Origin of the sequence: Streptomyces mirabilis (assembly GCF_039503195.1) — a bacterium.
GTDB lineage: Bacteria > Actinomycetota > Actinomycetes > Streptomycetales > Streptomycetaceae > Streptomyces > Streptomyces mirabilis_D.
In genome coordinates this window covers 982992-1003885 of record NZ_JBCJKP010000001.1, presented here as the reverse complement: position 1 = coordinate 1003885, position 20894 = coordinate 982992, and the positions used below count along the sequence as shown (strand labels likewise).

At 71.8% G+C, this 20894-nt stretch carries 17 protein-coding genes and 2 pseudogenes; 11 read left to right on the top strand and 8 right to left on the bottom strand.

The features are described from left to right. Window positions 1-3: 3 nt before the first annotated feature. Window positions 4-5568 (bottom strand): hypothetical protein, encoded by a 5565-nt coding sequence (locus AAFF41_RS05120; protein ID WP_343323557.1) that lies wholly within the window; start codon window positions 5566-5568, stop codon window positions 4-6. Window positions 5569-5846: 278 nt separating this feature from the next. Here AAFF41_RS05120 and AAFF41_RS05115 point away from each other — a divergent pair, with 278 nt between their 5' ends. The 3 genes from AAFF41_RS05115 to AAFF41_RS05105 all read left to right on the top strand — a co-directional run bounded on the left by AAFF41_RS05115 (window position 5847) and on the right by AAFF41_RS05105 (window position 7131). Next, on the top strand, window positions 5847-6200 hold the full coding sequence (locus tag AAFF41_RS05115) for an SH3 domain-containing protein (RefSeq protein WP_343323556.1): 354 nt from the start codon (window positions 5847-5849) through the stop codon (window positions 6198-6200). Window positions 6201-6259: 59 nt separating this feature from the next. After that, window positions 6260-6643: an SH3 domain-containing protein gene (locus AAFF41_RS05110; RefSeq protein WP_319751629.1), complete on the top strand. Its 384-nt coding sequence runs from the start codon at window positions 6260-6262 to the stop codon at window positions 6641-6643. Between the two features lie 104 nt (window positions 6644-6747). After that, window positions 6748-7131 carry a cupin domain-containing protein gene (locus tag AAFF41_RS05105; protein ID WP_343323555.1) on the top strand — a complete coding sequence of 128 codons (384 nt, stop codon included), beginning with the start codon at window positions 6748-6750 and terminating at the stop codon, window positions 7129-7131. Here the strand turns inward: AAFF41_RS05105 and AAFF41_RS05100 are convergent. From AAFF41_RS05100 to AAFF41_RS05090, 3 genes are all read right to left on the bottom strand, one after another. Further along, a complete protein-coding gene (locus tag AAFF41_RS05100; protein WP_319751631.1) occupies window positions 7122-7589 on the bottom strand; it encodes a peroxiredoxin in 468 nt (155 codons plus the stop codon). The two genes, AAFF41_RS05105 and AAFF41_RS05100, sit on opposite strands and share 10 nt — an antisense overlap. Then, window positions 7586-7966 carry a DoxX family protein gene (locus tag AAFF41_RS05095; protein ID WP_097282726.1) on the bottom strand — a complete coding sequence of 127 codons (381 nt, stop codon included), beginning with the start codon at window positions 7964-7966 and terminating at the stop codon, window positions 7586-7588. The genes AAFF41_RS05100 and AAFF41_RS05095 overlap by 4 nt, the downstream gene beginning before the upstream one ends. A gap of 106 nt (window positions 7967-8072) precedes the next feature. Next, entirely contained in the window at window positions 8073-8651 is a 579-nt protein-coding gene (locus tag AAFF41_RS05090; protein ID WP_054229457.1) for a TetR/AcrR family transcriptional regulator, read from the bottom strand. Between the two features lie 248 nt (window positions 8652-8899). Between AAFF41_RS05090 and AAFF41_RS05085 the strand changes: the two genes are divergently transcribed. Continuing rightward, entirely contained in the window at window positions 8900-10354 is a 1455-nt protein-coding gene (locus AAFF41_RS05085) for an MFS transporter (protein WP_319751632.1), read from the top strand. 61 nt (window positions 10355-10415) lie between these two features. Next, the gene (locus tag AAFF41_RS05080; RefSeq protein WP_343323554.1) at window positions 10416-10862 is read left to right on the top strand and encodes a hypothetical protein; all 447 of its coding nucleotides are present in this window, start codon (window positions 10416-10418) and stop codon (window positions 10860-10862) included. 30 nt (window positions 10863-10892) lie between these two features. Here AAFF41_RS05080 and AAFF41_RS05075 read toward each other — a convergent pair whose 3' ends face one another. Then, window positions 10893-11360 carry a hypothetical protein gene (locus AAFF41_RS05075; RefSeq protein WP_319751634.1) on the bottom strand — a complete coding sequence of 156 codons (468 nt, stop codon included), beginning with the start codon at window positions 11358-11360 and terminating at the stop codon, window positions 10893-10895. A gap of 209 nt (window positions 11361-11569) precedes the next feature. Continuing rightward, window positions 11570-12476, bottom strand: a pseudogene (locus AAFF41_RS05070) (EamA family transporter). Between the two features lie 188 nt (window positions 12477-12664). Between AAFF41_RS05070 and AAFF41_RS05065 the strand changes: the two are divergent. Further along, window positions 12665-13521, top strand: a pseudogene (locus tag AAFF41_RS05065) (LysR family transcriptional regulator). Here AAFF41_RS05065 and AAFF41_RS05060 read toward each other — a convergent pair. Continuing rightward, the gene (locus AAFF41_RS05060) at window positions 13503-14111 is read right to left on the bottom strand and encodes a LacI family DNA-binding transcriptional regulator (protein ID WP_343323553.1); all 609 of its coding nucleotides are present in this window, start codon (window positions 14109-14111) and stop codon (window positions 13503-13505) included. The pseudogene AAFF41_RS05065 and the gene AAFF41_RS05060 overlap by 19 nt on opposite strands. Window positions 14112-14299: 188 nt before the next feature. Next, window positions 14300-14572, bottom strand: a complete 273-nt coding sequence (locus AAFF41_RS05055; protein ID WP_319751636.1) for a hypothetical protein — start codon at window positions 14570-14572, stop codon at window positions 14300-14302. Between the two features lie 1001 nt (window positions 14573-15573). On the opposite strand from AAFF41_RS05055, the gene AAFF41_RS05050 reads away from it, so the two are divergent. From AAFF41_RS05050 to AAFF41_RS51475, 5 genes are read left to right on the top strand one after another with little or no spacing between them, the layout of a single operon-like run. Beyond that, complete coding sequence (locus AAFF41_RS05050) at window positions 15574-16224, top strand: GntR family transcriptional regulator (protein ID WP_343323552.1); 651 nt, start codon at window positions 15574-15576, stop codon at window positions 16222-16224. A gap of 48 nt (window positions 16225-16272) precedes the next feature. Further along, window positions 16273-17022, top strand: a complete 750-nt coding sequence (locus AAFF41_RS05045) for a PIG-L deacetylase family protein (RefSeq protein WP_319751638.1) — start codon at window positions 16273-16275, stop codon at window positions 17020-17022. Then, window positions 17019-17729: a 4-carboxy-4-hydroxy-2-oxoadipate aldolase/oxaloacetate decarboxylase gene (locus AAFF41_RS05040; RefSeq protein ID WP_319751639.1), complete on the top strand. Its 711-nt coding sequence runs from the start codon at window positions 17019-17021 to the stop codon at window positions 17727-17729. The genes AAFF41_RS05045 and AAFF41_RS05040 overlap by 4 nt, the downstream gene beginning before the upstream one ends. Next, complete coding sequence (locus AAFF41_RS05035; RefSeq protein ID WP_343323551.1) at window positions 17726-18868, top strand: 4-oxalomesaconate tautomerase; 1143 nt, start codon at window positions 17726-17728, stop codon at window positions 18866-18868. The genes AAFF41_RS05040 and AAFF41_RS05035 overlap by 4 nt, the downstream gene beginning before the upstream one ends. Further along, window positions 18789-20726, top strand: coding sequence for an MFS transporter (locus AAFF41_RS51475; protein ID WP_425526233.1), 1938 nt, complete (start codon window positions 18789-18791; stop codon window positions 20724-20726). The genes AAFF41_RS05035 and AAFF41_RS51475 overlap by 80 nt, the downstream gene beginning before the upstream one ends. Window positions 20727-20894: the final 168 nt, after the last annotated feature.

The window sequence follows — 20894 nt, the reverse complement described above, 5'->3', positions numbered from 1 at the left end:
GCATCAGGACGTGAGGCGGCCGTCCGGGTCGTGGAGTCTGGTGTGGTGGGAAGGATCCTGGAGCATACGGCGGGCCACGGGCGCCGGGATCCGCACGACGACCGGAGTGGGGACGGTGAAGTCCCGCACGGCGACGGAGGGGGCGCCGGGGCGGCTCCGGTTGCTCACCCGGGCCACCACCCGCACGTCCAGGGTGAACTGCACCAGCGTCGCCTCGAACTTGGGCTTGTGCAGAGGCATCGAGCCGGACCCGTGGGCCGAGCTGTCGGTGGCGCCGCCGACCTGGTCGACGTTGCCGAGGAGCTGGTTCATCCGGAACTCGTCCGCGTTGAGCACACCGGCGCCGCCCAGTCCCCGCACCGACTTGTTGTGCTCCACCGCCTGCTGGTGGTCCGTCCCCGTGGGCCGGGGCGCGTCCAGGGCGCTCTGCGCCACCGTCTCGAAGGTCATCTTGTCGCCGACGCCCAGCACACGTCCGGCGCGCAGCCGGGCGTGCAGTGAGGTCCGCAGATCCTGCCCCTGCGCGCCGGAGGCGTGCACGACGGGAAGGTCGACCCCCGCCGCGGTGAGCAGAGGCAGGGCGGAGATCAGCCACTCGGTGGACACCGCCTCGCGCTGCGCGTACGCCGCAGCGTCGCCCGTCTTGCGGTAGCGCTCCCCGCCGTGCGCCGCCCGCACCGCGTCGTCGATCACCCGGCGGATCTCGGGAGCGCCGCGGAACCCGTTGACCTGCGCCTCCATCGGCAGACTCACCCCGCGGCCGTGCCAGGGCCCCAGTCGGCTCGCTTCGGCGTCGTCCTGCCGCAGGAACGCCTGTCCCGCTTCCGCGCGCGGCACCGGCCGCAGCCGGGACAGTGCCTCGAGGTCCTTGACCAGAATGCGGTGGACCAGGGACTGGCCGCCGAGGGTGGCGAGGCCCACCCGCCCACGGGACGAGTGCAGTTCGAGGGTCGCCTCGATCGGCACCCGCATTCTGACGGAACGGGCGGAGGCCTCGGCGACGGTCTTCATGCCGAGCTGACCGCGCCCCACGGCGGCCGACTTCGTGACATCGCTGACGCCGACGCCGAGCCCGCCGGAGCCGCCGACGCTCTTGAGCGGACCGCCGCCGCCCTCCGGCTTGCCCGCACCAGCCACGACCCCCTCGACGGTCCGCGTGTCGCTCGTCTCGCGGGTGTCCGCCCGCTGCGTGGCGGCCGACGTGATGTACTCCATGTCGCGGCCGTCCTTCGCCTCGCCCTCGGACGTGCCCTGCCGGGTGCGGCGTACGCGGAACACGGCCCAGTACGGTGTGTTGCGCCCGCGGAAGAGTTCGACGGGCACCCCGCCGTCCATGGCCCCGGAGAGCAGTCCGGCCGACCCGTCCCGGTCCAGGACGCGCAGCAGCCGCTGCATGTTGTCGTGCGGATCGGCCAGTTGCCGCTTCGGCAGGAGTTCGTCGGCGAGAGACCGGTCACGCCGCCCGACGTCGGCGCGCAGCCGCTCGAGCAGGGGAACGAAGTCGGGCAGTTCCTCGATCATGCCGAAGCCGAGCGGCAGCTCCTGGGCGAGGGCGGGCGCCGCCGGGGCGGTCGTGCTCGACGACTCCCCGCTGCGGGACGCCTCGGTCTGCTCCTGGGTGGCCTTCCCCTTGCCCTTGGACTCTTCGCCCTTGGATTCCGGGCCCTTGGACTCCGTGCCCAGGCGTGCGGACTCCCCCGACGAGGACGTCTGCCCGGCGGCCCCGGGAACGCGCAGGCCGGCCGCCGCCAACTGTTCCTGGGTGAGCCAGACGGCGGCCGCGGCGGGCAGCGTCCGCTCGCCCTTCGCGACGTACGGGCCGCCTCCCGTGACCTTGACCTCGCTGACCATCCGGACCACCAGATCGCAGTGGACCAGGTAGAGGGGCCGGGTGCGCGGGGTGTGGGCGTTGCGTTCGACGGTGCCGCTCAGCGTCGTCGCCGTCGCCGTGCTCCGGCCCAGGCTCCGCCCGGCCGACACGCCCTCGCCCAGCCGCCAGCCGGGGCCGTTCTCCGATCCGAGGGCGCCGCCCTGCACGGTCGTGGAGGTACCGCTGCCCTCCTGCCCGGTCATCTGGTGGCCGCCGAGCAGGAACGTCTCGGTACCCGCCCCGGTGCCCTCCGCCACCACCTCCGGGTTGGTGAGGGCGAACCGGGTACCGATCGCGCCGTTGAGCGCGTGGAGCCTGCGGGGGTACTGCAGGTTCTTCACCACCCACCCGGAGGACACCGCCTGGCGCAGCGCCGAGGTGATGGCCTGCGGACTGAAGCGTTCCTCGATCGCCAGTCGTGGCGCGAGGCCCTCCGTCTGCAGCGCGTGGTCCTCCCGCAGTTCCCGGTTGCGGCTCGCGGCCCGCGACAGGAGCTCGAAGGCGAGGTCCCGGATGGGTCCGCCGCCTCCGACGGTCTCCACCAGCGTCCAGTCCCGGACCGCCCGGCCCGCGATCGAGCGCGGTGCCATGGTCGACAGATCGCCGATGCCCGACGCGTTGAACTGCCGCTGCGGCGGCGCCAGTCCGGCGGTGCGCCTGCGGGTCCTGGCCGTCAGCCGGTCCTTCCCGGCCGTGTCCAGGGTGAACGCGGTCGGGGTGAGCAGCCGTACGTCCTGCTCGGCCAGATCGAGAGCCTCGGTGTCCGCGGTCGAGGCGATGTGCGCGGCGTCGGGTGTGTCCCGCCCCGGCATGCCCGGGGTGAGGGCACGTTTGGCGGTCCGCTCCCGTGTCGTCATGGTGACGTCCACGTCCAGGCGCAGGGCGCCGCCGAACGCGCTGGTGTTCTCACCGCCGTTGGTGAGCACGTCGGAGCGTGTCGCCGGTCCCGCCTGGTTGCGCCGGGTGCTCTGCCGGGTCCGTTCGCCGCGCACCGTGGCGGACAGGGCACCGGGGATCAGCCGGAACTGGCCGAGTGCCAGTCCGCCGATCGACCGTGAACTGGACCGCCCGCTCTGCGAGTTGCTGGTGACGCCGCTGTGGCTGCGCACCAACCAGTCCTTCGTCTCGCCCAGGTAGCCCGTCTCGCGCAGGGCGCCGACGACCTTGATCTGCACGTCGTGCGCGTGCCATCGGCTCTTGCGCCGCATCCGGACCCGGATCCCGGAGGAGAGCAACTGGTCCTTGTTGACCCGCAGGTTGGTCTCCGAGAGTACGGTGATCAGCTCGCGGTAGTTGCGCCGCTGCACCTCGCCCTCCTCGCGGCTCACCTCGGTCCCCGCCCCCGCGCCGAACGCGGGCAGATAGCCCGCGAGTCGCGGATCGGCGGCGAAGAGCCGCTCGATGCCGGAGAGCAGCGGAGCGGCGTCCAGCTGGCTGATCGCCACGCTCGACCCCATGGCTCCGAACGGCAGGTGGCGCTCGGTGTCCTGACCGGCCGACGACCCGGCCCCGTCCCGTGCCTCTTCACCGTGCCGCCGGTCGAGCTTCTTCCCGTCCGCGTCCGTTCCCGGCTCCCTGATCACGGAGCCCGCCGTGACGCCTTCGGGCAGTTCGAGGCCCAGCGACCGGGCCTCGTCGGCGCGCAGACTGACCCACACATCCATCGAGTGCCGGGCCGTGCGGGCCCCGGAGCGCACCTTCATGGCGGGGGAGAGCGGTCCGGTGCCCTCGACGCTGAATCGCACCGTGCCGAGGTAGAGCACCTTGTCGCCCCTGACCTCGGCGCCCTGACGACTCGACACCGTCTGCTCGGCCACCGTGAACCGCGCTTTGCGCGCGCCGGCCGTGGGCATGACCGTCGCGCGCACCGCGGCGGCGTTGCCGAGCACGCCGAACCCCGCCGCCGGGCCCGCGCCGAAGGTCCCTCCTCGGCCCTTGGCCGCCGTGTGGGACACCGAGTGCTGTGCCTGCTGGTGCGTACGCAGTTGGGTCTTGCCGGTCGTCCAGGTGGGCGACAGGGCGGTGAGGTCGGCGCGCATCCGGTAGGTGCCCGTGGCACTGCCGTCCTTGGAGACGAGATCCTCCCCGATCACCCAGCCGCTCAGCAGCCGGGGCAGGTCCTCCAGGACGGTCGTGGCGGCGGTGGCGTCGTGGAGCCGGGCACGCCCGGGCGCACCGCGGGAGGTCAGGGAGGGGTGCAGCACGGAGCGGACCGTGTCGAACAGGCCGCCGCCGCCCGGATGGGGGGCCGCGGCGTCGTCCAGGGCGACCGGGGCCAGCGAGTCCGCGAGCCGCACGCTCCGGGCGGTCCCCGTGCTGAGGGGGCGCGGTCGCGCGGGTGCCTCGGCGGTGACCGGCACCAGGTGTTCGGTGGGTACCCGCATCATGAGGGACCCGGAGCCGCTGAACGTCTGCGCCCGGCCGCCCCGCCCCTCGTCCTGGGGCTGGACCCGTACGCCGTAGCGCACCCGGCGCCGCATCTCGACGGACCCCTTGTCGCTGCGCAGCACCCGGGGTTCGGACATGGCCTTCTGCACACGGGAGTCGGTGGAGGACTGGAACGGCTGTGCGTTGGCCATGACAGCCCCGCCGAGCCAGACGCCCGGGACGACCGGCGCCAGCCCGAACGCCATGAAGTTGACACCCTTGCTGGACGAACCGCCCGAGGAGTGGCTCACCACGCCCGAGGTGTTGTGCTGGGTGTCCACCTTGATGGTGGCGCCCTCGGCCGTCCGCGCGTCCTGGGCGGCCTGCCGGGGGACGACCTCGGTGCCGGTGCCGGTGCCGGTGCCGGTGCCGCCGTCGCGATCGTCGGCTCGCGGCTTCCCCTTCCCCTTGCCCATGGCGGCCTCCGACACGGCCAGCAACGCGGCCATGGCCTTGGCCTGTTCCACGGCAGCGGCCTGAGCCTTCACGGCCTCCGGGGAGACGAAGGTCTCGGGCAGGTCGGTGCCGTCCCGGGAGATGGTGACGGTGACGTCGTACCAGCCCTTGCCCTCCGGGCCCTCGACGGCGAAGGAGCGGCCCTGGCCGTAGAACGTCTCCGGCCGCCCGGCCAGCTCCTCGCGTATCTCGGCCACCGTCCCGTCGGACCGTCCGAGGACCGTCCCCAGGGTGGTGGACACCACCTCGTGCCCGGTGAGCCCGTACGCCGTGGAGAGCCCCGCCGCCCGTAACTCCCGCAGGTACGGCGGCAGTCCGAGCGGCGGATGGGAGGAGCCGGGCCCGCTGCCGGTCGGACGGGGGACCGGCCGACGGGTGCCCTCCCGCCGGGGGCGTGTCGCGGTGGCGGCGCGGGGCCGGGCGTTCCCCACGCCTTCCTCGGACTCCTCCGCCGCCTCGTCGATCGCGGGAAGGACCGCGGGCAGCCGGGTGGCGGCACTGCTCTCGGGCAGTTCCTCAAGGGTGGGCAGCACGGAAGGGGCGGGCCTCGGCGCACGCGTGGCGCCCGCCACGCCCTCGGCGGCCGGGAGCCGTCCACGCAGGGCGCGCGCGGTCGCCGCGTTGCCCGCGTCCCGCTGCAGGGCCAGCAGTGCCTGGGGAGTCATCCCCGGGCCGGCGGTCGCCGGGAACGCCGGGTGCGGCGCCGAGACCTCCGCGCCGTTCCTGGCGGCCGAGGCCGTGTCCGGGCCGACGGCTCCCCGGCCGTGGTCCCCGGTTCTGCCGTTCCCGCCCGATGCCTGTCGCTGCCTTCGCACAGTGAGCCATTCCCGTCATGAGGACCGCCGTCCCGCCCCCATCGGATCCGTCCGCTGGGGAGCGTAACCACTGCGTAGGCCCCACAGGGAGCAAGATCATGGGCTCGGACATATGGACGCCCGCCGACCACCGAAGGGACAACGGCAGTACACCCGCGCTCCATCTTCCGCAGCCGTGCGCTCACTTCGAACACCGTTGAATGGCGTTGCCGCCGTGCTTCCTCGGCGCCCACTGTGGCGGTGGTCGAAAGCGAAACACCACACAGGGGGAATTCCTCATGCGCCGTATTCCGGCCGTCGTCACCACGTGCGCCGCGACGCTCGCCTTCCTCGTCCCGGCCGGCCTGGCCGCCGCCGCGCCTGCCTCGCCCGCCTCACCCGCCGAGCAGTCGTACACCGTCGTGCCCTACGAGAACGTCAAGGTCCGCCAGCTGCCGACGCGGGACAGCGCCTACCTGGCCACCCTGACCGCCGGTCAGTCCTACACCGCGTACTGCTGGACCCACGGGCAGACCATCACGGACCACGGCTACACGAACGACATCTGGATCGGATTCGCCGACGGATTCAGCAGCGCCGTCTATTTCAAGGGCGACTCGTACGCGAATCTGCCGGCCTCCGCCCAGTGCTGATGGCAGCGGAACTCACCGGAATCCACCTCGATCGTCCCTCCGTGCCAAGGAGTTCACCCATGAGCATCCGACGCAAGGCCGCCGCCGTTCTCGCCGGAGCCGTGCTCGCGTGCGGCCTGCTGAGCGCGGGAACCGCCTCGGCCGCGGCGCCGACCGGCCACACGCGGCAGGCCGCCTTCGAGACGTACACCGTCGTGCCCATCGTCGACGCGCCCGTCCGTTCCGGCCCGGGCAACGGCCACCCCGTGATCGGCAGGCTGCGCGCCGGGTACAGCTACTCCGCCTTCTGCTGGCTCTCCGGCGAGACGGTCGTCGACCACGGTTCCACCAGCCACATCTGGGTCTATCTCTCCGGCGGCCCCGGCATCGGCAACGGCTGGGTCAGCGCCCTGTACCTGCGCGGCGACGAGCGGGCCGATCTTCCGGCCTCGGCGCAGTGCTGACCCGCTCGGACCAGTCAGATGACTGAAGCTTCCTCGAGCCACCGCTTCGCACAATGGACGAGGCCTCGCCCGACCGCCTCACGAAGCGAGGGATCAGCATGCACGTGGACGCCCATGACGATGAGATCTGGGCCGTACTCGAAGGTGAGATCACCTTCTTCGTCGGAGAGCAGCGCTACGACCTGGGCCCGGGCGACGTCGCTTTCGGTCCGCGCGGCGTCCCGCGCCGCCATGTCGTGCGCAGCCCGGAATCCCGTCTGCTCGTGACCTCGGTGCCGACCGGGGTCGCGGAATGGTTCACCCGCAACGGCACCTCGGTGGCCTTTGCCGGTGAACTGCCCCGTCCCTCGGCCTTGACGCCGCTGCCGGCCTGGTGGGCGCCTACGACCTTCATGTCGTCGGGCCGCCGGCCAAGGGCGAGTGACGCGGGCGCGCCGGGCGGGGCACGACGATCCGGCCGCCGCGGGGGAGTCGAAGGTCAGCCCTGATGGGCCCGCAGCGCGGCGAGGGCCCGGTCCGCGTGGGCGCTCATCCGCAGTTCGCTGCGCACCACCTCCAGGACGGTGCGGTCCTGCGCGATGACGAAGGTGACCCGCTTCGTGGGTGCCAGGGAGAAGCCGCGCTTCACTCCGAACCGCTCGCGGACCGTGCCGTCGACATCGGACAGCAGCGGGTACCCGAGCGTGTGACGCCCGGCGAACTCCCGCTGCTTGTCGACCGCGTCCCCACTGATGCCGACCGGCCGGCCGCCGGCGGCGGTGAACTCGGCGGCCAGATCACGGAAGTGGCACGCCTCGGTGGTGCAGCCGGGGGAGAGGGCGGCGGGATAGAAGAACAGCACGACCGGTCCCTCGCCGAGCAAATCGGTCAGCTTGCGCTCCGTGCCGGTCTCGTCGGGCAGGGCGAAGTCCTCGACCTTGTCGCCCACGTCCACACCACGCGTCATGACTGACCCTTCCCACCATTGGCAACGCTGCGTGCCCACAGTACAAGGGGCACCTGCAAGGGGAGTCGCGCGATCGCCGCGGCCTTCTGCGGAGCGGGACGCCGACGCCAGTCCACGGCCATCTGGACGTTGGCGGGGAACACCCCGACGAAGAAGGCCGCGGTGGCCAGCGCGGCCACCCGCCGGGTACGGGGCACCGCCACCCCGGCGGCCAGCGCCAGTTCGGCGACACCGCTCGCGTACGTCCAGGTCCGGGGTGCCCCCGGCAGCGCCCGCGGAATGGTCGCGTCGAACTGCCGTGGCGACACGAAGTGACCGACACCAGCGGTGGCCAGCAGGCCGGCGAGCAACAGGGCTGAGCGTTCCGACCGTGGCACGGCTCCTCCTCCAGGGGACTGCCGCGAGATATTACTGGAGGGTAAGTGCGGTGGGGGCGACGGGGCGCACGAAGGGGCAGGGGTCCCCTCCCGTCCCGGGCCGATGTCAGCGCGCGGCGCGGACGCCGTCCAGCGCGACCGTGAGGACCCGGTCGCGCTGGGTGTCGTCGAGGAAGTTCGTCGAGGTGATCCCGGCGACCATGCGCAGCAGGTCGTCGAAGTCCATGTCCGCGCGCGCCTCGCCGGCCTTCTGTGCCCGCTCGAACAGCGGGCCGCCCGCCTGGTACATCGAGTCCCGGCAGGTCAGGAAGATCTCCGACTCGTTGTCGAGCGCCTCACGGATGGCCCGTTTGGTCACGGTGTAGTCCACGAACCGCCGCAGCCACGAGGTCAGCGCCTCCCAGGGCTCCCGCTCGGCGACTCCCAGGGCCACCTGGCACAGGGCGTCCACCTCGTCCGCGTACACGCTCTCGAAGAGGTGGCGGCGGGTGGGGAAGTTCCGGTACAGGGTGCCGATGCCCACGCCCGCGCGCCGGGCGATGTCCTCCAGGGACGCCTCCGCGCCGTGCTCCGCGAAGGCCTCGCGTGCGGCGGTCAGCAGGGCGTCGTAGTTGCGCGCGGCGTCTTTGCGGTGCGGGCGCCGGGACGCCACGATCCCGCTGATGGGGAACGGCTGAGCCGTCACTTGGTGCCTCCCGGCCGAGAAGAAGTTGAAGCGGAGGTAGGCCTCCGTTACAGTGGAGGCATACCTCCACTTTAGCAGTCGGGGGTGCGTTCCCCGTGGTGCCGTGCGTCCGCACGCACCGTCGACGCGCTCGTACCCCCTGTGACCTCGATCGGGCCGTACGCAGCCCGCCACCGCTCCTTGAGTGGCCGTTCCGCTTGCTCTGTTTCGTTCCCTGTTCCGATCCGCTCCGTTCGGAGAGGCTTTTCATGCCCACGAAGTCCACCCGCCTCACCTTCGCGGTCCTCGCGACCGGTGCGGGCGTGTTCTCCATGCTCCAGTCGCTGATCGCACCGGCCCTGCCGACCGTCCAGCACGCCCTGAACACCTCGCAGTCCACCGTGACCTGGGTGATGACGGCCTACCTGCTGTCCGCCTCGGTCTTCACCCCCGTCCTCGGCCGGGTCGGCGACCTGATCGGCAAGAAGCGCACCCTCGTCGCCGTCCTCGTGACCGTGACACTCGGCTGTCTGCTCGCCGCGCTCGCGCCGAACATCGGCGTACTGATCGTCGCCCGGGTCGTCCAGGGCACAGGCGGTGCGCTGTTCCCGCTCTCCTTCGGCATCATCCGGGACGAGTTCACCGCGGCCGAGGTCGGCCCCAGCATCAGCAACCTGTCCGCCGTGATCGCCGCGGGCGGCGGCGTCGGACTGGTGGCGGCCGGTCCCCTCGTGTCCGCGCTCGACTACCGCTGGCTGTTCTGGCTGCCCGTCGGCGTCGTCGCGGTCACCACGCTGATCGCCCTGCGCTACGTCCCCGAATCCCCGAGCCGGGCCGAGGGACGCGTCAGCTGGCTCGGTGCCGTCCTGCTGTCGGGCTGGCTGGTCGCGCTGCTGCTCCCGCTCAGCCAGGCGGGCCAGTGGGGCTGGGGATCGGCCCGGGTGATCGGGCTGTTCGCCGCCGCCGTCCTGCTCTTCGCGCTGTGGCTGCTGGCCGAGGCGCGCTCCCGCACCCCGCTGATCGACCTGCGCGTCATGCGGCTGCCCGCGGTGTGGACCACCAATACGGCCGCGCTCCTGTTCGGTGCGGGCATGTACGCGATCTGGTCCTTCCTCCCCGGCTTCGTGCAGACCCCGAGCTCCGCCGGATACGGTTTCGGCGCCAGTGTCACCGCGGCCGGACTGCTCATGCTGCCGATGCTGCTCGCCATGTTCTGCTCGGGTGTGCTCAGTGGTCGGCTGGAGCCCGTCCTCGGCGCCAAGAAGCTGCTCACGACCGGTGCCGCGCTCGGTGCGGTCGCCTGTGGCTTCCTCGCCCTGTGGCACGACCAGCAGTGGCACGTGGCCTTCGCCGCGGGCATCTTCGGCCTGGGCATCGGACTCGCCTTCGCCTCGATGGCCAACCTGATCGTCGGCAGCGTGCCGCCCGAGCAGACCGGCGCCGCGACCGGGATGAACGCCAACATCCGCACCATCGGAGGGTCCATCGGCGCGGCCGTGACCAGCGTTCTGGTGACCGGCCGGCTCCAGTCCTCGGGCCTTCCCTACGGCTCGGGATACACCCACGGGTTCACCCTGCTCGCCCTGCTCTGCCTGGCCGCGGCGCTGGCCGCCCTTCTCGTGCCGGTCCAGCGTGCCGGCCGGCTCTCCGCCTCGGCCGGCGCGGACGCCCACTCCGCGCGTACGGAACCGGAGGCGGCCGTCGCTCCGGGCACGCGGAGCTGACCTGGTCCACGCTCGGCGTGACCATGCTCGGCGCGACCGCGTCGATGCGTGAAATTGATGGGTGAAGATGCTTGTCGGACAGGGCCATGGCTCCGAACGGGCGGCGCGTTCACCCGACTCGGTGAGCGGTACCACGGGCGCGTACCACCAGCGCGCGCACCGCCGTTGCTCCGGCATGGACAGCACTCACACGGCCCAGCGGCGCCGTCCGGAGCAGGGCCTCGCGGGTCGGCCCTACGCCGAGCTGACGGACGGGCGCCTGGGTCACCTGCCGATCTACGACCAACTGGTCGGGGAGTGGCGGGTCAAGGGGCGGGTGGTTCCGGAGCACCGCGAGGTGGTCGCGGTGCTGTGGGCCTCCTTCGCCGCCTCCAGCCCCTTCGACAGCGCGGCGTGGCCGGTCGACTCCTGCGCGGAGAGGCGGGACGAGAAGACCGACGGACCGGTACCCGCCGAAGCCCGGACCGTACCCGCCGTCCCCGTACCCCGTGGCCTGCTGGGCTGGTGAACCTCTCCGCGCGCCGCCGCGGAGTATTGGTCACCCTCCGGGCGGGGGTGCGAGGACGGCGAGCGTCCCGTTGGCCCGCTGCAACGCCAGTTCCAAGGGGACCGCGGCATGCAGGTCTCCGGTCCCGTCGGGCGGGATCAGCCATTCCAGGAACCGCGCGGCGCGGTACGGCGGTGGAACGGCGACCCACGAGCCCTTGCCCGCGTGACGGAGCCCGGAGCCGACCCAGCGGCTGGCTGGGTCCGGCGGCAGGAGGAAGCCCACTCTCCGGGATGCGGTGTCCACCAGGGTGGGGCCGGGGGCGCGCAGCGGGTCGTTCCACAGGATGTCCAGGGCGAGCAGCCCGAGTTGCTCGGGAACGCTGAGTACGTCCCAGAACCGCCCGGCCTCCATGAGCACGGTCCCCGCCCCCTGATCCCACTCGCGCTTGCAGGCCCGGGGGTCCGAGGCGGCAGCCGCGAGCCACTCGACACCTTGCATCCACATCACATCCGGCATGACCAACTCCAGGACATTCGCAGGCCGTCTGACCAGGTGTGGAGCGGCGCACTCGGATGCGGAACCCGCACCTGGGCGCCGACCCGGCGCGTTCATGCTGGTAGATATCTCTATGTGACGGAAGGGGTGGCGCGGTCTGGCGTTTTCGCCGAAACGTTCTTCTGGGGACGTCCGTTGCCCGGATTTCCGTCAGGTCCGTGAAGTGTCCGTCAACTTCGTGCAGCCAGAATGCCGAGCGCGTTGGCCGCGACGACGGCGCCGATGCCCGTCCACTCCGCCCGGTCCAGGCTCTGACCGAGGACGACCCACCCGACCAGACCGGCCAGGACGGGATTGACGCTCATGAAGAGACCGAACGCCGGGGCCGGGACGCGGCGCAGGGTGAACAGGTCCGCGAGGCAGGGCACCGCGGAGGACAGCACGCCGGCGGCCACGGCGCAGCCGACCGCCGTCGGCGTCGGAGGATGCCGGACCGTGACGGCGACGCCGACCGGCGGGAACAGGAGGGCGGAGAGCCCGACGGTGGCAGCGGACCCCGCCGCCCCGGGGATGCGACGGCCGACGGTGCGGTTGAGCAGGATGTACGACGCCCAGCAGCCGGCGGCCGGCAGCCCGAAGCCCATTCCGAGGAAGTCGGCGGAGGGGCGCGGACGCATCAGCGTGACGACACCCACCGCGGCGATCACCGCACAGCACGCGTCCACGCGGCGGCGGGAGGCGGCCAGCGCGATGCTGAGCGGGCCCAGGAATTCGAGGGTCACCGCCGGCCCCGGGCCGATGCGGTCGATCGCCGTATAGAGGGACAGGTTCATGGTCCCGAACACCAGCGCCAGCAGCACGACCCGGCCACCACTGCGCCCAGGTGAACGCCCGCAGCCGGGGGCGGCTCACTGCCAGCAGGACGACCGCGGCGACGTACTGACGGACCGCGACCACACCGACGGGGCCGAGGACGGGGAAGGCCAGGGAGCCGATCGCGGCACCGGTCTGGTTGGACAGGCCACTGCCGACCATGGTGACCACGCCGGCCAGGCGCGTGCCGTCCGGCTTCGGGGCCGTGGGTGCCGAGGGAGTGCGACGCGCGGGTGCCGCCGGGCGTGCGGAGGCTGCGTGCATGTCTCGATGCTGGGAGGTCGGGGCTCTTGCGCAACGTGCATCAGCCGATCCATTTATACGCTTGGGGCATGGATCCTTCAGCCGAGGACGCCTCCGGCAAGGGCGCTTCCTTCGAGGACGCCTCCGGCAAGGGCGCTTCGGACGAGGACGCAGCTGTCAGGGACGCCTACGCGAAGCACGCCTCCGTCATGAATGTGGAGCTGCGGCAGTTGCGCTGTCTCGTCGCGATCGTCGACGAGGGCACCTTCACCGACGCCGCCATCGCGCTCGGGGTCTCCCAGGCCGCCGTGTCCCGCACACTGCCTCGCTCGAGCGCGTCCTCGGGGTGCGGCTGCTGCGGCGCACCTCCCGCGAGGTCGCCCCGACGGCGACGGGACTGCGGGTGCTGGCGCATGCTCGGCGGGTACTCGGCGAGGTGGCCGACCTGGTCCAGGAGGCCACGTCGGGTCGCGCCTCGCTGCGGATCGGGTACGCCTGGTCCGCACTCGGCCGTCACACCCTGGCCTTTCAGCGCGACTGGGCGCGGGCGCACCCCGAGACGGAGCTGCGGCTCGTGCGTGTCAACTCCGCCACCGCCGGCCTCGCCGAGGGAGCCTGCGACGCGGCAGTGGTGCGCAGACCCCTGGACGACCGGCGGTTCGACGCCGCGATCGTGGGGCTGGAACGGCGGCTGTGCGCCCTGGCAGCCGACGATCCGCTGGCCGGACGCCGCTCGGTGCGACTCGCCGACCTCGGCGGGCGCGTCCTGCTGATCGACCGCAGGACCGGCACCACCACGACCGAGCTGTTCCCGCCCGACTCCCGCCCGGTGACCAGGGAGACCCACGATGTCGACGAGTGGCTCACCGAGATCTCCATGGGGCGCTGTGTGGGCATGACGGCCGAGTCCACCGCGCACCAGTACCCGCGCTCCGGCGTCGTCTACCGGCCGGTGCGCGACGCCGAGCCGATCGCGGTGCGGCTCGCCTGGTGGCGGGACGCCCCGCACTCCGCCGCCCCCGCCGCCATCGAACTCCTGACGGAGCTCTATCGCCGAGCCGCGTAGTCGACGTCGGGGCGCATCGGGTGCGCCGGCCGCCCGCCGGTGTCAGGCCGAATCGCGCGCGGACGATGCGGCCGCACTTCCAGCAGCGGGGAGTCCTGGTCGGGCAACGCCATCGCGAGGTGGGTGTGGCCGGCGGCGAGATGTCGCATCTGCAGGGCGGCGTTGGCGGCGAACCCCGCCCGCCAGTCGCCCGCCGCCCCGGGCTCGTGGCCGGTGAGATGCGCGGCGATCCGCAGCTCGGCCCGGGGAGCGATCGTGTCGAGGACCTGCTGCGTCGAGTGCGGCGCGCCATGGCCGTGCCGGACGAGCAGCACATGGTCGTGCGCGGCGAGTTCGTCGTCGAGGCCCCGGATGTAGCTGCGCGCGTAGTTGCCCTCCAGTCCCCAGCCGACGTTGAGCACGACGATGCGGGAGGAGCCCTCGCGCAGCGCCCGCGCGATCCCGTGCGGTACGTACCCGAGGTCGCCTGCGGCCTGGCGTACGCGTTCGCTCGTGGTCGGAGAGATGGTCTGGTGCGGATCGTCGTTGAGGACGAAGCTCACGGTCGCCCGCGAGACGCCGCTCGCCGTGGCGACGTCGCCCAGCGTCACGCGCCGTGCACCGACCATCATCACGCCCCCGATCGGTTGTGTCGCGGCGCTCCCGGGACCGTGGACGACCCGCCGGTGCAGGTCGTACGGCCGCACGCCGAACGGTCCCGTGTCGTCGGCGCGACACGGGACCGTTCGGACAAGGCCAGTCGTCTTCGGCGAGATGACGGGCCGTCACTCTTCAGATGTCAGTTACGACCACTGGGGTCAGTGTCCGCCACCGCCACCACCGCCGTGGCCGCCTCCACCACCGCCGTGGCCGCCCCCACCGCCGCCGTGGTCTCCGCCACCGCCGCCGTGGTCTCCGCCGCCGCCGTGGTCTCCGCCACCACCATGGTCGCCACCACCGTGGTCTCCACCGCCGTGGTCTCCACCGCCGTGGTCTCCACCGCCGTAGTCGCCACCACCGTGGTCACCGCCGCCGTGGTCTCCACCGCCGTAGTCGCCACCACCGTGGTCACCGCCGCCGTGGTCTCCGTTGTCGTTCCAGTTGCTGCTGTAGGAGTAATCGGAGGAGTGATCCGAATGGGAGCTGGTCGCGCTGGCGATGCCGGCTGTGCCGAACGCCAGGGCCAGAGCGGCGAACAGGCTGGCGACCAGCCGGAACGTCATTGAAGTGATGATCCGCATGGTGCTTTCCCTTCCCGGGAGCGTAGAACAGGTGCCGGCTCTGCACGGCCGCGGTGACGTCGACAGCATGGAGACTGAGACGTTCGCGATAAGGGTCCGGTACATCGGCGTTGAGAGTGACGGGAGATACCGTCGCCGACTCGCGCGCTGAGGATGCGGCATCGGGCCCACCCAGGCTGCTGAAGTGCAGCTAACCCCGCGGCGGGGCGCCCGTCCGTCTGTTAACCGACGACCGGGTTGTCGCCGGTCGGGATGTAGTCGGTCGGGATGTTGAGATTGTTTCGCTCTCACCAGGTAAAACGGATGTTTTCTGTTCAACCCGTACCTAACCTACGCATATCGGGACAATGAAGTCAAGCGGAGCAGGTGGGCCCTGGGGTGCGGGAAGTGGGCCGTGGTGCCGTGGGTAACTCCCTTTACTTTCTTTTGGCGTTGGGCGGCTGACGCCCGCCCGGATCGGGGCTGGTCGGGGCGGTCCCGGTCGTCACCCTCGGCCCGTACGGCACGTGACGCGCGCCCGGCCCGACCCGCCCAAGGAGTCGGACCCGGCGTCGAATTGCATTCCCCGCGACGGACCCCTCGGCGATCGTGCCCTCGAGCCGCCGACACCGCCGGTGCCCGCTGAGTGAACTGCGTCCTTGCCCGGCCCGGGAGATGAGGCGGTGATGCCCCCCTTTCGAGCGGCCATGGGACGTTTACGGCCGGTCAGCGCCCTGTGGTGGCGAGTGACCGGATCGCCGGCGAAGCCTGTCGGCAACATAGGGAACAAAATTGTTGACAATCTTATTGGGCTGGATTTAGGTTCGACAGGCACTCACTCAGGGAGGGCGCGATGCCGAAGGAAGCCCGACCAGGCACCGGCGAGCAGGCCAAGCAGCACGCACTGGTGCACCTGCGGCAGGCGATCCTGCACGGCGACATGGCACCGGCCCAACGGCTGGTCGAGAACGAACTCGCCGAGCAGTTCGGTGTCACGCGGGCCAGCGTCCGGGCGGCGCTGATCGAGCTGGAGTCGGAGGGACTGGTCGAGCGGATCCGCAACCGCGGCGCGCGGGTGCGGGTGGTGACGGTCGAGGAAGCGGTGGCCATCACCGAGTGCCGCATGGTCCTGGAGGGCCTCTGCGCGGCCAAGGCGGCCGTCGAGGCGAGCGAGGACCAGCTGGACCAGCTGACCGACCTGGGCACGGGGATGTCCAAGGCGGTCGCGGGCGGCGAGCCACTGGTCTACTCCCGGCTCAACCACGAACTGCACGACCGGATCAGGGAGTTCTCCGGCCAGCAGGTCGCCGTGGGGCTGCTGGAGCGGCTCAACGGGCAGCTGGTGCGCCACCGTTTCCAGCTCGCGCTGAGACCGGGGCGCCCCCAGCAGTCACTGAGTGAGCACCTGGCCATGATCGATTCGATCAGGGCCCGGGACCCGCAGGCGGCCGAAGCGGCCGTCCGTACCCACCTCGCGGGAGTCATCGACGCGCTGCGCCAATGACGTCGCGGAGGCGGGACATCCGGCCTGTCCACCAAGGAGATGTGAGCAATGACGCACGGCAAGGCGCACACCACCCCACGATCGACGCTTGTCATCACCGCGCATGCCGGGGACTTCGTCTGGCGGGCCGGGGGAGCCATCGCCCTGGCCGCCTCCCGTGGAGAGAAGGTGACCATCGCGTGCCTCACCTACGGGGAGCGCGGTGAGTCCGCCAAAGCCTGGCGCGAGGGCAATTCGCTGGAGGAGATCAAGGAGATCCGCCGTGCCGAGGCCGAGGCGGCGGCCTCGACCCTGGGCGCCCGGGTGCGCTTCCTCGACGTCGGCGACTACCCCCTGCTCGTCACTCAGGAGCTGACCGACCAGCTCGTGCGCATCTACCGCGACACCCAGCCCGACGTGGTGCTCACCCACCCCTTGGACGATCCCTACAACGGTGACCACCCGGCGGCTGCCCGCGTGGCCCTGGACGCCCGGGTCCTCGCCCAGGCCATCGGCTATCCCTCCGAGGGCGAGATCATCGGAGCCCCGCCGGTGTTCTTCTTCGAGCCGCACCAGCCGGAGATGTGCGCCTTCCGGCCCGAGGTACTCCTCGACATCACCCCGGTCTGGGAGACCAAGCGCAAGGCCATGGAGTGCCTCGCCGCCCAGCAGCACCTGTGGGACTACTACACCGACCTGGGCAAGAGGCGCGGCGTACAGCTCAAGCGCAACGCGGGCCCCCACCTCGGCCTGTCGCACGCCACCTACGGCGAGGCCTACATGCGTCCCTACCCGCAGGTCACGGAGGAGCTGGCATGAGCGGCCTGATCGTCACCAACCCGCCGCGCGCCCATGCAGAGGACGTCGAGGCACTCGGCGGCTACGGCGTGGCCACCGTCCACGAGGGCATGGGCCGAACCGGCAGTCTCGGTCCCGGGTTCCGGCCCGTCCAGCAGGACGTGCGCATCGCGGGCACCGCGGTCACCGCTCTGTGCCGGCCCGGCGACAACCTCATGATCCACGCGGCGGTCGAGCAGTGCCACGAGGGCGACATCCTCGTCGTGACCACCACCTCGCCGTCCACCGACGGCATGTTCGGCGACCTCTTCGCCACCGCGCTCCAGTACCGCGGGGTGCGCGGCCTGATCATCGACGCCGGGGTGCGCGACACCGCCGACCTGCGGGCCATGGGCTTCCCCGTCTGGTCGAGGGCCGTCTGCGCCCAGGGCACGGTCAAGGCCACGGCCGGCTCGGTGAACGTACCCGTCGTGCTCGGCGGACAGGTCGTCCGCCCCGGTGACGTCATCGTCGCCGACGACGACGGCGTGGTGTGCGTACCCCGCGAGCGGGCCGGTACGGCCGTCAAGGCGGCGAAGGCGCGCACCGCCAAGGAGGAAGCCTCCCGGGCCGCCTTCGCCGAGGGCCGGTTGGGCCTGGACCGCTACGGCCTGCGCGAGACCCTTGTACGGCTCGGGGTGCGCTACCAGGCCTACGACGAGTACGAACGCAACGGTTCCCCGTCATGAGCGCCGACGAGGAGCTGCGCTGCATGCTGATGCGCGGTGGGACCTCGAAGGGCGCCTACTTCCTGGCCGAGGACCTGCCGGCCGACGCCGGGGCGCGCGACGACCTGCTGCTGCGGGTCGTGGGCAGCCCCGACCCCCGGCAGATCGACGGACTCGGCGGAGCGCACCCGCTCACCAGCAAGGTCGCGGTGGTCTCCCGCTCCGAGAGCCCCGACGCGGAGGTCGACTACCTCTTCCTCCAGGTGGGAGTGGACCGGGCCGAGGTCTCCGACCGGCAGAACTGCGGCAACCTCCTCGCGGGGGTCGGCCCGTTCGCCGTCGAACGCGGTCTGGTCACCGGCCGGGACGGGCACACCTCGGTACGGATCCGAATGGTCAACAGCGGTGACCACGCCACCGCCACTTTTCCCACGCCTGACCGGCGAGTCTCCTACACGGGGCCGGCCGAGATCTCGGGTGTGCCGGGCACCGCCGCACCCGTGGTGATCGAGTTCGAGCGGGGAAGCAACCCCCTGCTGCCCACCGGGCACGCCCGGGACCTCGTCGCGGACACGCCGGTGACCTGCGTGGACAACGGCATGCCGACCGTGCTGTTCGCCGCCTCCTCCCTGCAGGTCACCGGCTACGAGAGGCCGCGGGACCTGGAGGAGGACCTGACCCTGCGCGACCGGCTCCAGCGGATCCGCCTGGAGGCGGGCCTGCTGATGGGCCTGGGCGACGTCAGCGAGACGACCGTGCCCAAGCTCAGCCTGCTGGCACCGCCCGCGAACGGCGGCGCGGTCATGACCCGCACCTTCATCCCGGTCCGCTGCCACACCGCCATCGGTGTCCTGGGAGCCGCCAGTGTCGCCGCCGGGCTGCGCGTCCACGGCGGCGTCGGCCAGGACATCGCCCGTCTTCCCGACAACGGCGGACGGCTGCGCATCGAGCATCCCACCGGATTCCTCGACATCGAGAGCGAGATCGACGACGGCACCCCTGGGGCCGCCCCCGTGGCCCGCCGTACCGCCGTCGTCCGCACCGCGCGCAAGATCTTCGACGGTACGGTCTTCCCCCGGCCTGCTCACTCCGGACCTGGACGGAAGTCTGCGGTTCTTCACCGACTACCTCGGTCTGACGGTCAACGGCCGCAGCGGTGACTCGGTCTACCTGCGGACCTGGGACGACTACGAGCACCACAGCCTCGTCCTCACCGCGCACCAGACCTCCGGTCTGCGCCGCACGGCCCTGCGCGCCTCCAGCGAGAAGGCCCTGCAGCGGAGGGTCAGGGAACTGGAGGCCGCCGGTCACCAGGGCCGCTGGACCGAGGACGAGCCGGGCCTCGGCCCGCTGTACGTCACCACCGACCCCGACGGCCACGAACTGGCCCTGTACTGGGAGTCCGAGTGGTACCAGGCCCCGGACGAGCTGAAGCCGGGGCTGAAGAACCAGCCCCAGGCCAAGCCCGGTCACGGGGTGGGCGTACGCCGCCTGGACCATGTGAACTACCTGGCCGCCGACGTCGCCGCCAACGCCGACTTCCACCAGCACCTCCTGGGCGCCCGGCCGACCGAGCAGATCCAGCTCGACGGCGGCCGGATCGCCGCGAAGTGGCTGACGTTCACGAACAAGTCGTACGACGTCGTCTACACCGAGGACTGGACGGGCTCGCGCGGGCGGCTGCACCACATCGCGTTCGCGACCGACACTCGCGAGGACATCCTGCGCGCCGCCGACCTCGCCCTCGACACCGGTGTGTTCATCGAGACGGGCCCGCACAAGCACGCCATCCAGCAGACGTTCTTCCTCTACGTCTACGAGCCGGGCGGCAACCGCATCGAGCTGTGCAACCCGCTCACCCGTCTCGTACTGGCCCCCGACTGGCCCCTGATCACATGGACCCGGGACGAGCGTGCCAAGGGGCAGGTCGGCCGCAAGAAGGTGATCATCACCTGCACAGCGGTCTTCTCGCTCGCGTCCGCCCTCTGCGCCGTCGCCCCCAGCCTCGGTGTCTTCGGACTCGGCCGGTTCATCGCGGGTCTCGGACTCGGCGGTCTGCTCCCCACCACGATCACGATGGTCGCCGAGTACGCCCCGCGTGGCCGCCGCGCTCTGATAGTCGGCACGCTGATGACCGCCCACCAGGCAGGCGGCATCCTGGCAGGCTTCGTCGGCCTGTGGACCACCGGCGCCGGCCGGTGGCGCGTCGCCTACTGGATCTGTGTGGTCCCGCTGCTCATCGGTGTCCCGCTGATCGCCACGTACCTCCCCGAGTCGCTGAACTTCCTGGTCGCCAAGGGGCGCACTCGGGAAGCCCGCGCGCTCGCCGAGCGCTACGACGTCGAACTGCCCGGCCCCGCGGCGGAGCGCCCCGCGGCCGGGGACCGCTGGAGCGCCGTCGTCGCCCTGTTCCGCGGCGGCCTGTGGCGCACCACGCTGCTGTTCTGGCTGGCCTCGTTCTGCGGCCTGCTGCTCGTCTACGGCGTCAGCAACTGGCTGCCCACCATGATGCGCGGCGCGGGCTACGAACTGGGCTCCTCGCTCTCGTTCGTCGTCGTCATCAACCTCGGCGGCATCGCGGGCATGCTGATCGCCGGCCGCTTCTCCGACCACTTCGGCGGTGCGCGCGTCGCCACCGTCTGGTTCGCGGCCACCGCCCTCGGCGTCCATCTGCTCGGCATCCACATGACGCTGCCGCTCACCTACGTCGTGGTGTTCCTGACCGGCCTGTTCCTCTTCAGCGCCCAGGCCATGATCTACGCGACGGTCGCAGGCCGCTCCGGCGACGACAACCGTGCCACCGCCGTGGGCTGGGTCTCCGGCGTCGGCCGCTTCGGCGCCGTGTTCGGACCGTGGCTCGGCGGTCAGCTCGTCGCGGCCAAGTCCGAGAGCCGGGGCTTCACGGCGTTCGCCATCGCCGCGGTGCTCGCCACGGTCTTCGTCGCCCTCACCGGCCTGCGCGGCCCCCAGCAGACCCCGCGGCGCGACGCCGCCCAGCAGCTGACCACCACCGGCTGACCGCGACACATGCCTGAGGCCGGGACCTGGCACCCGACGCGGCACGGTCCACCGGAAAGCCGTCAACTCCGAGGCGAGGACCGGTGCTGTCCGGCCCCGGCATCGACATCGACGTGGAGCGCACCGCGCGTTCGCTCACCGTCGCCGAACAGACGGTGGTCGAGGTGG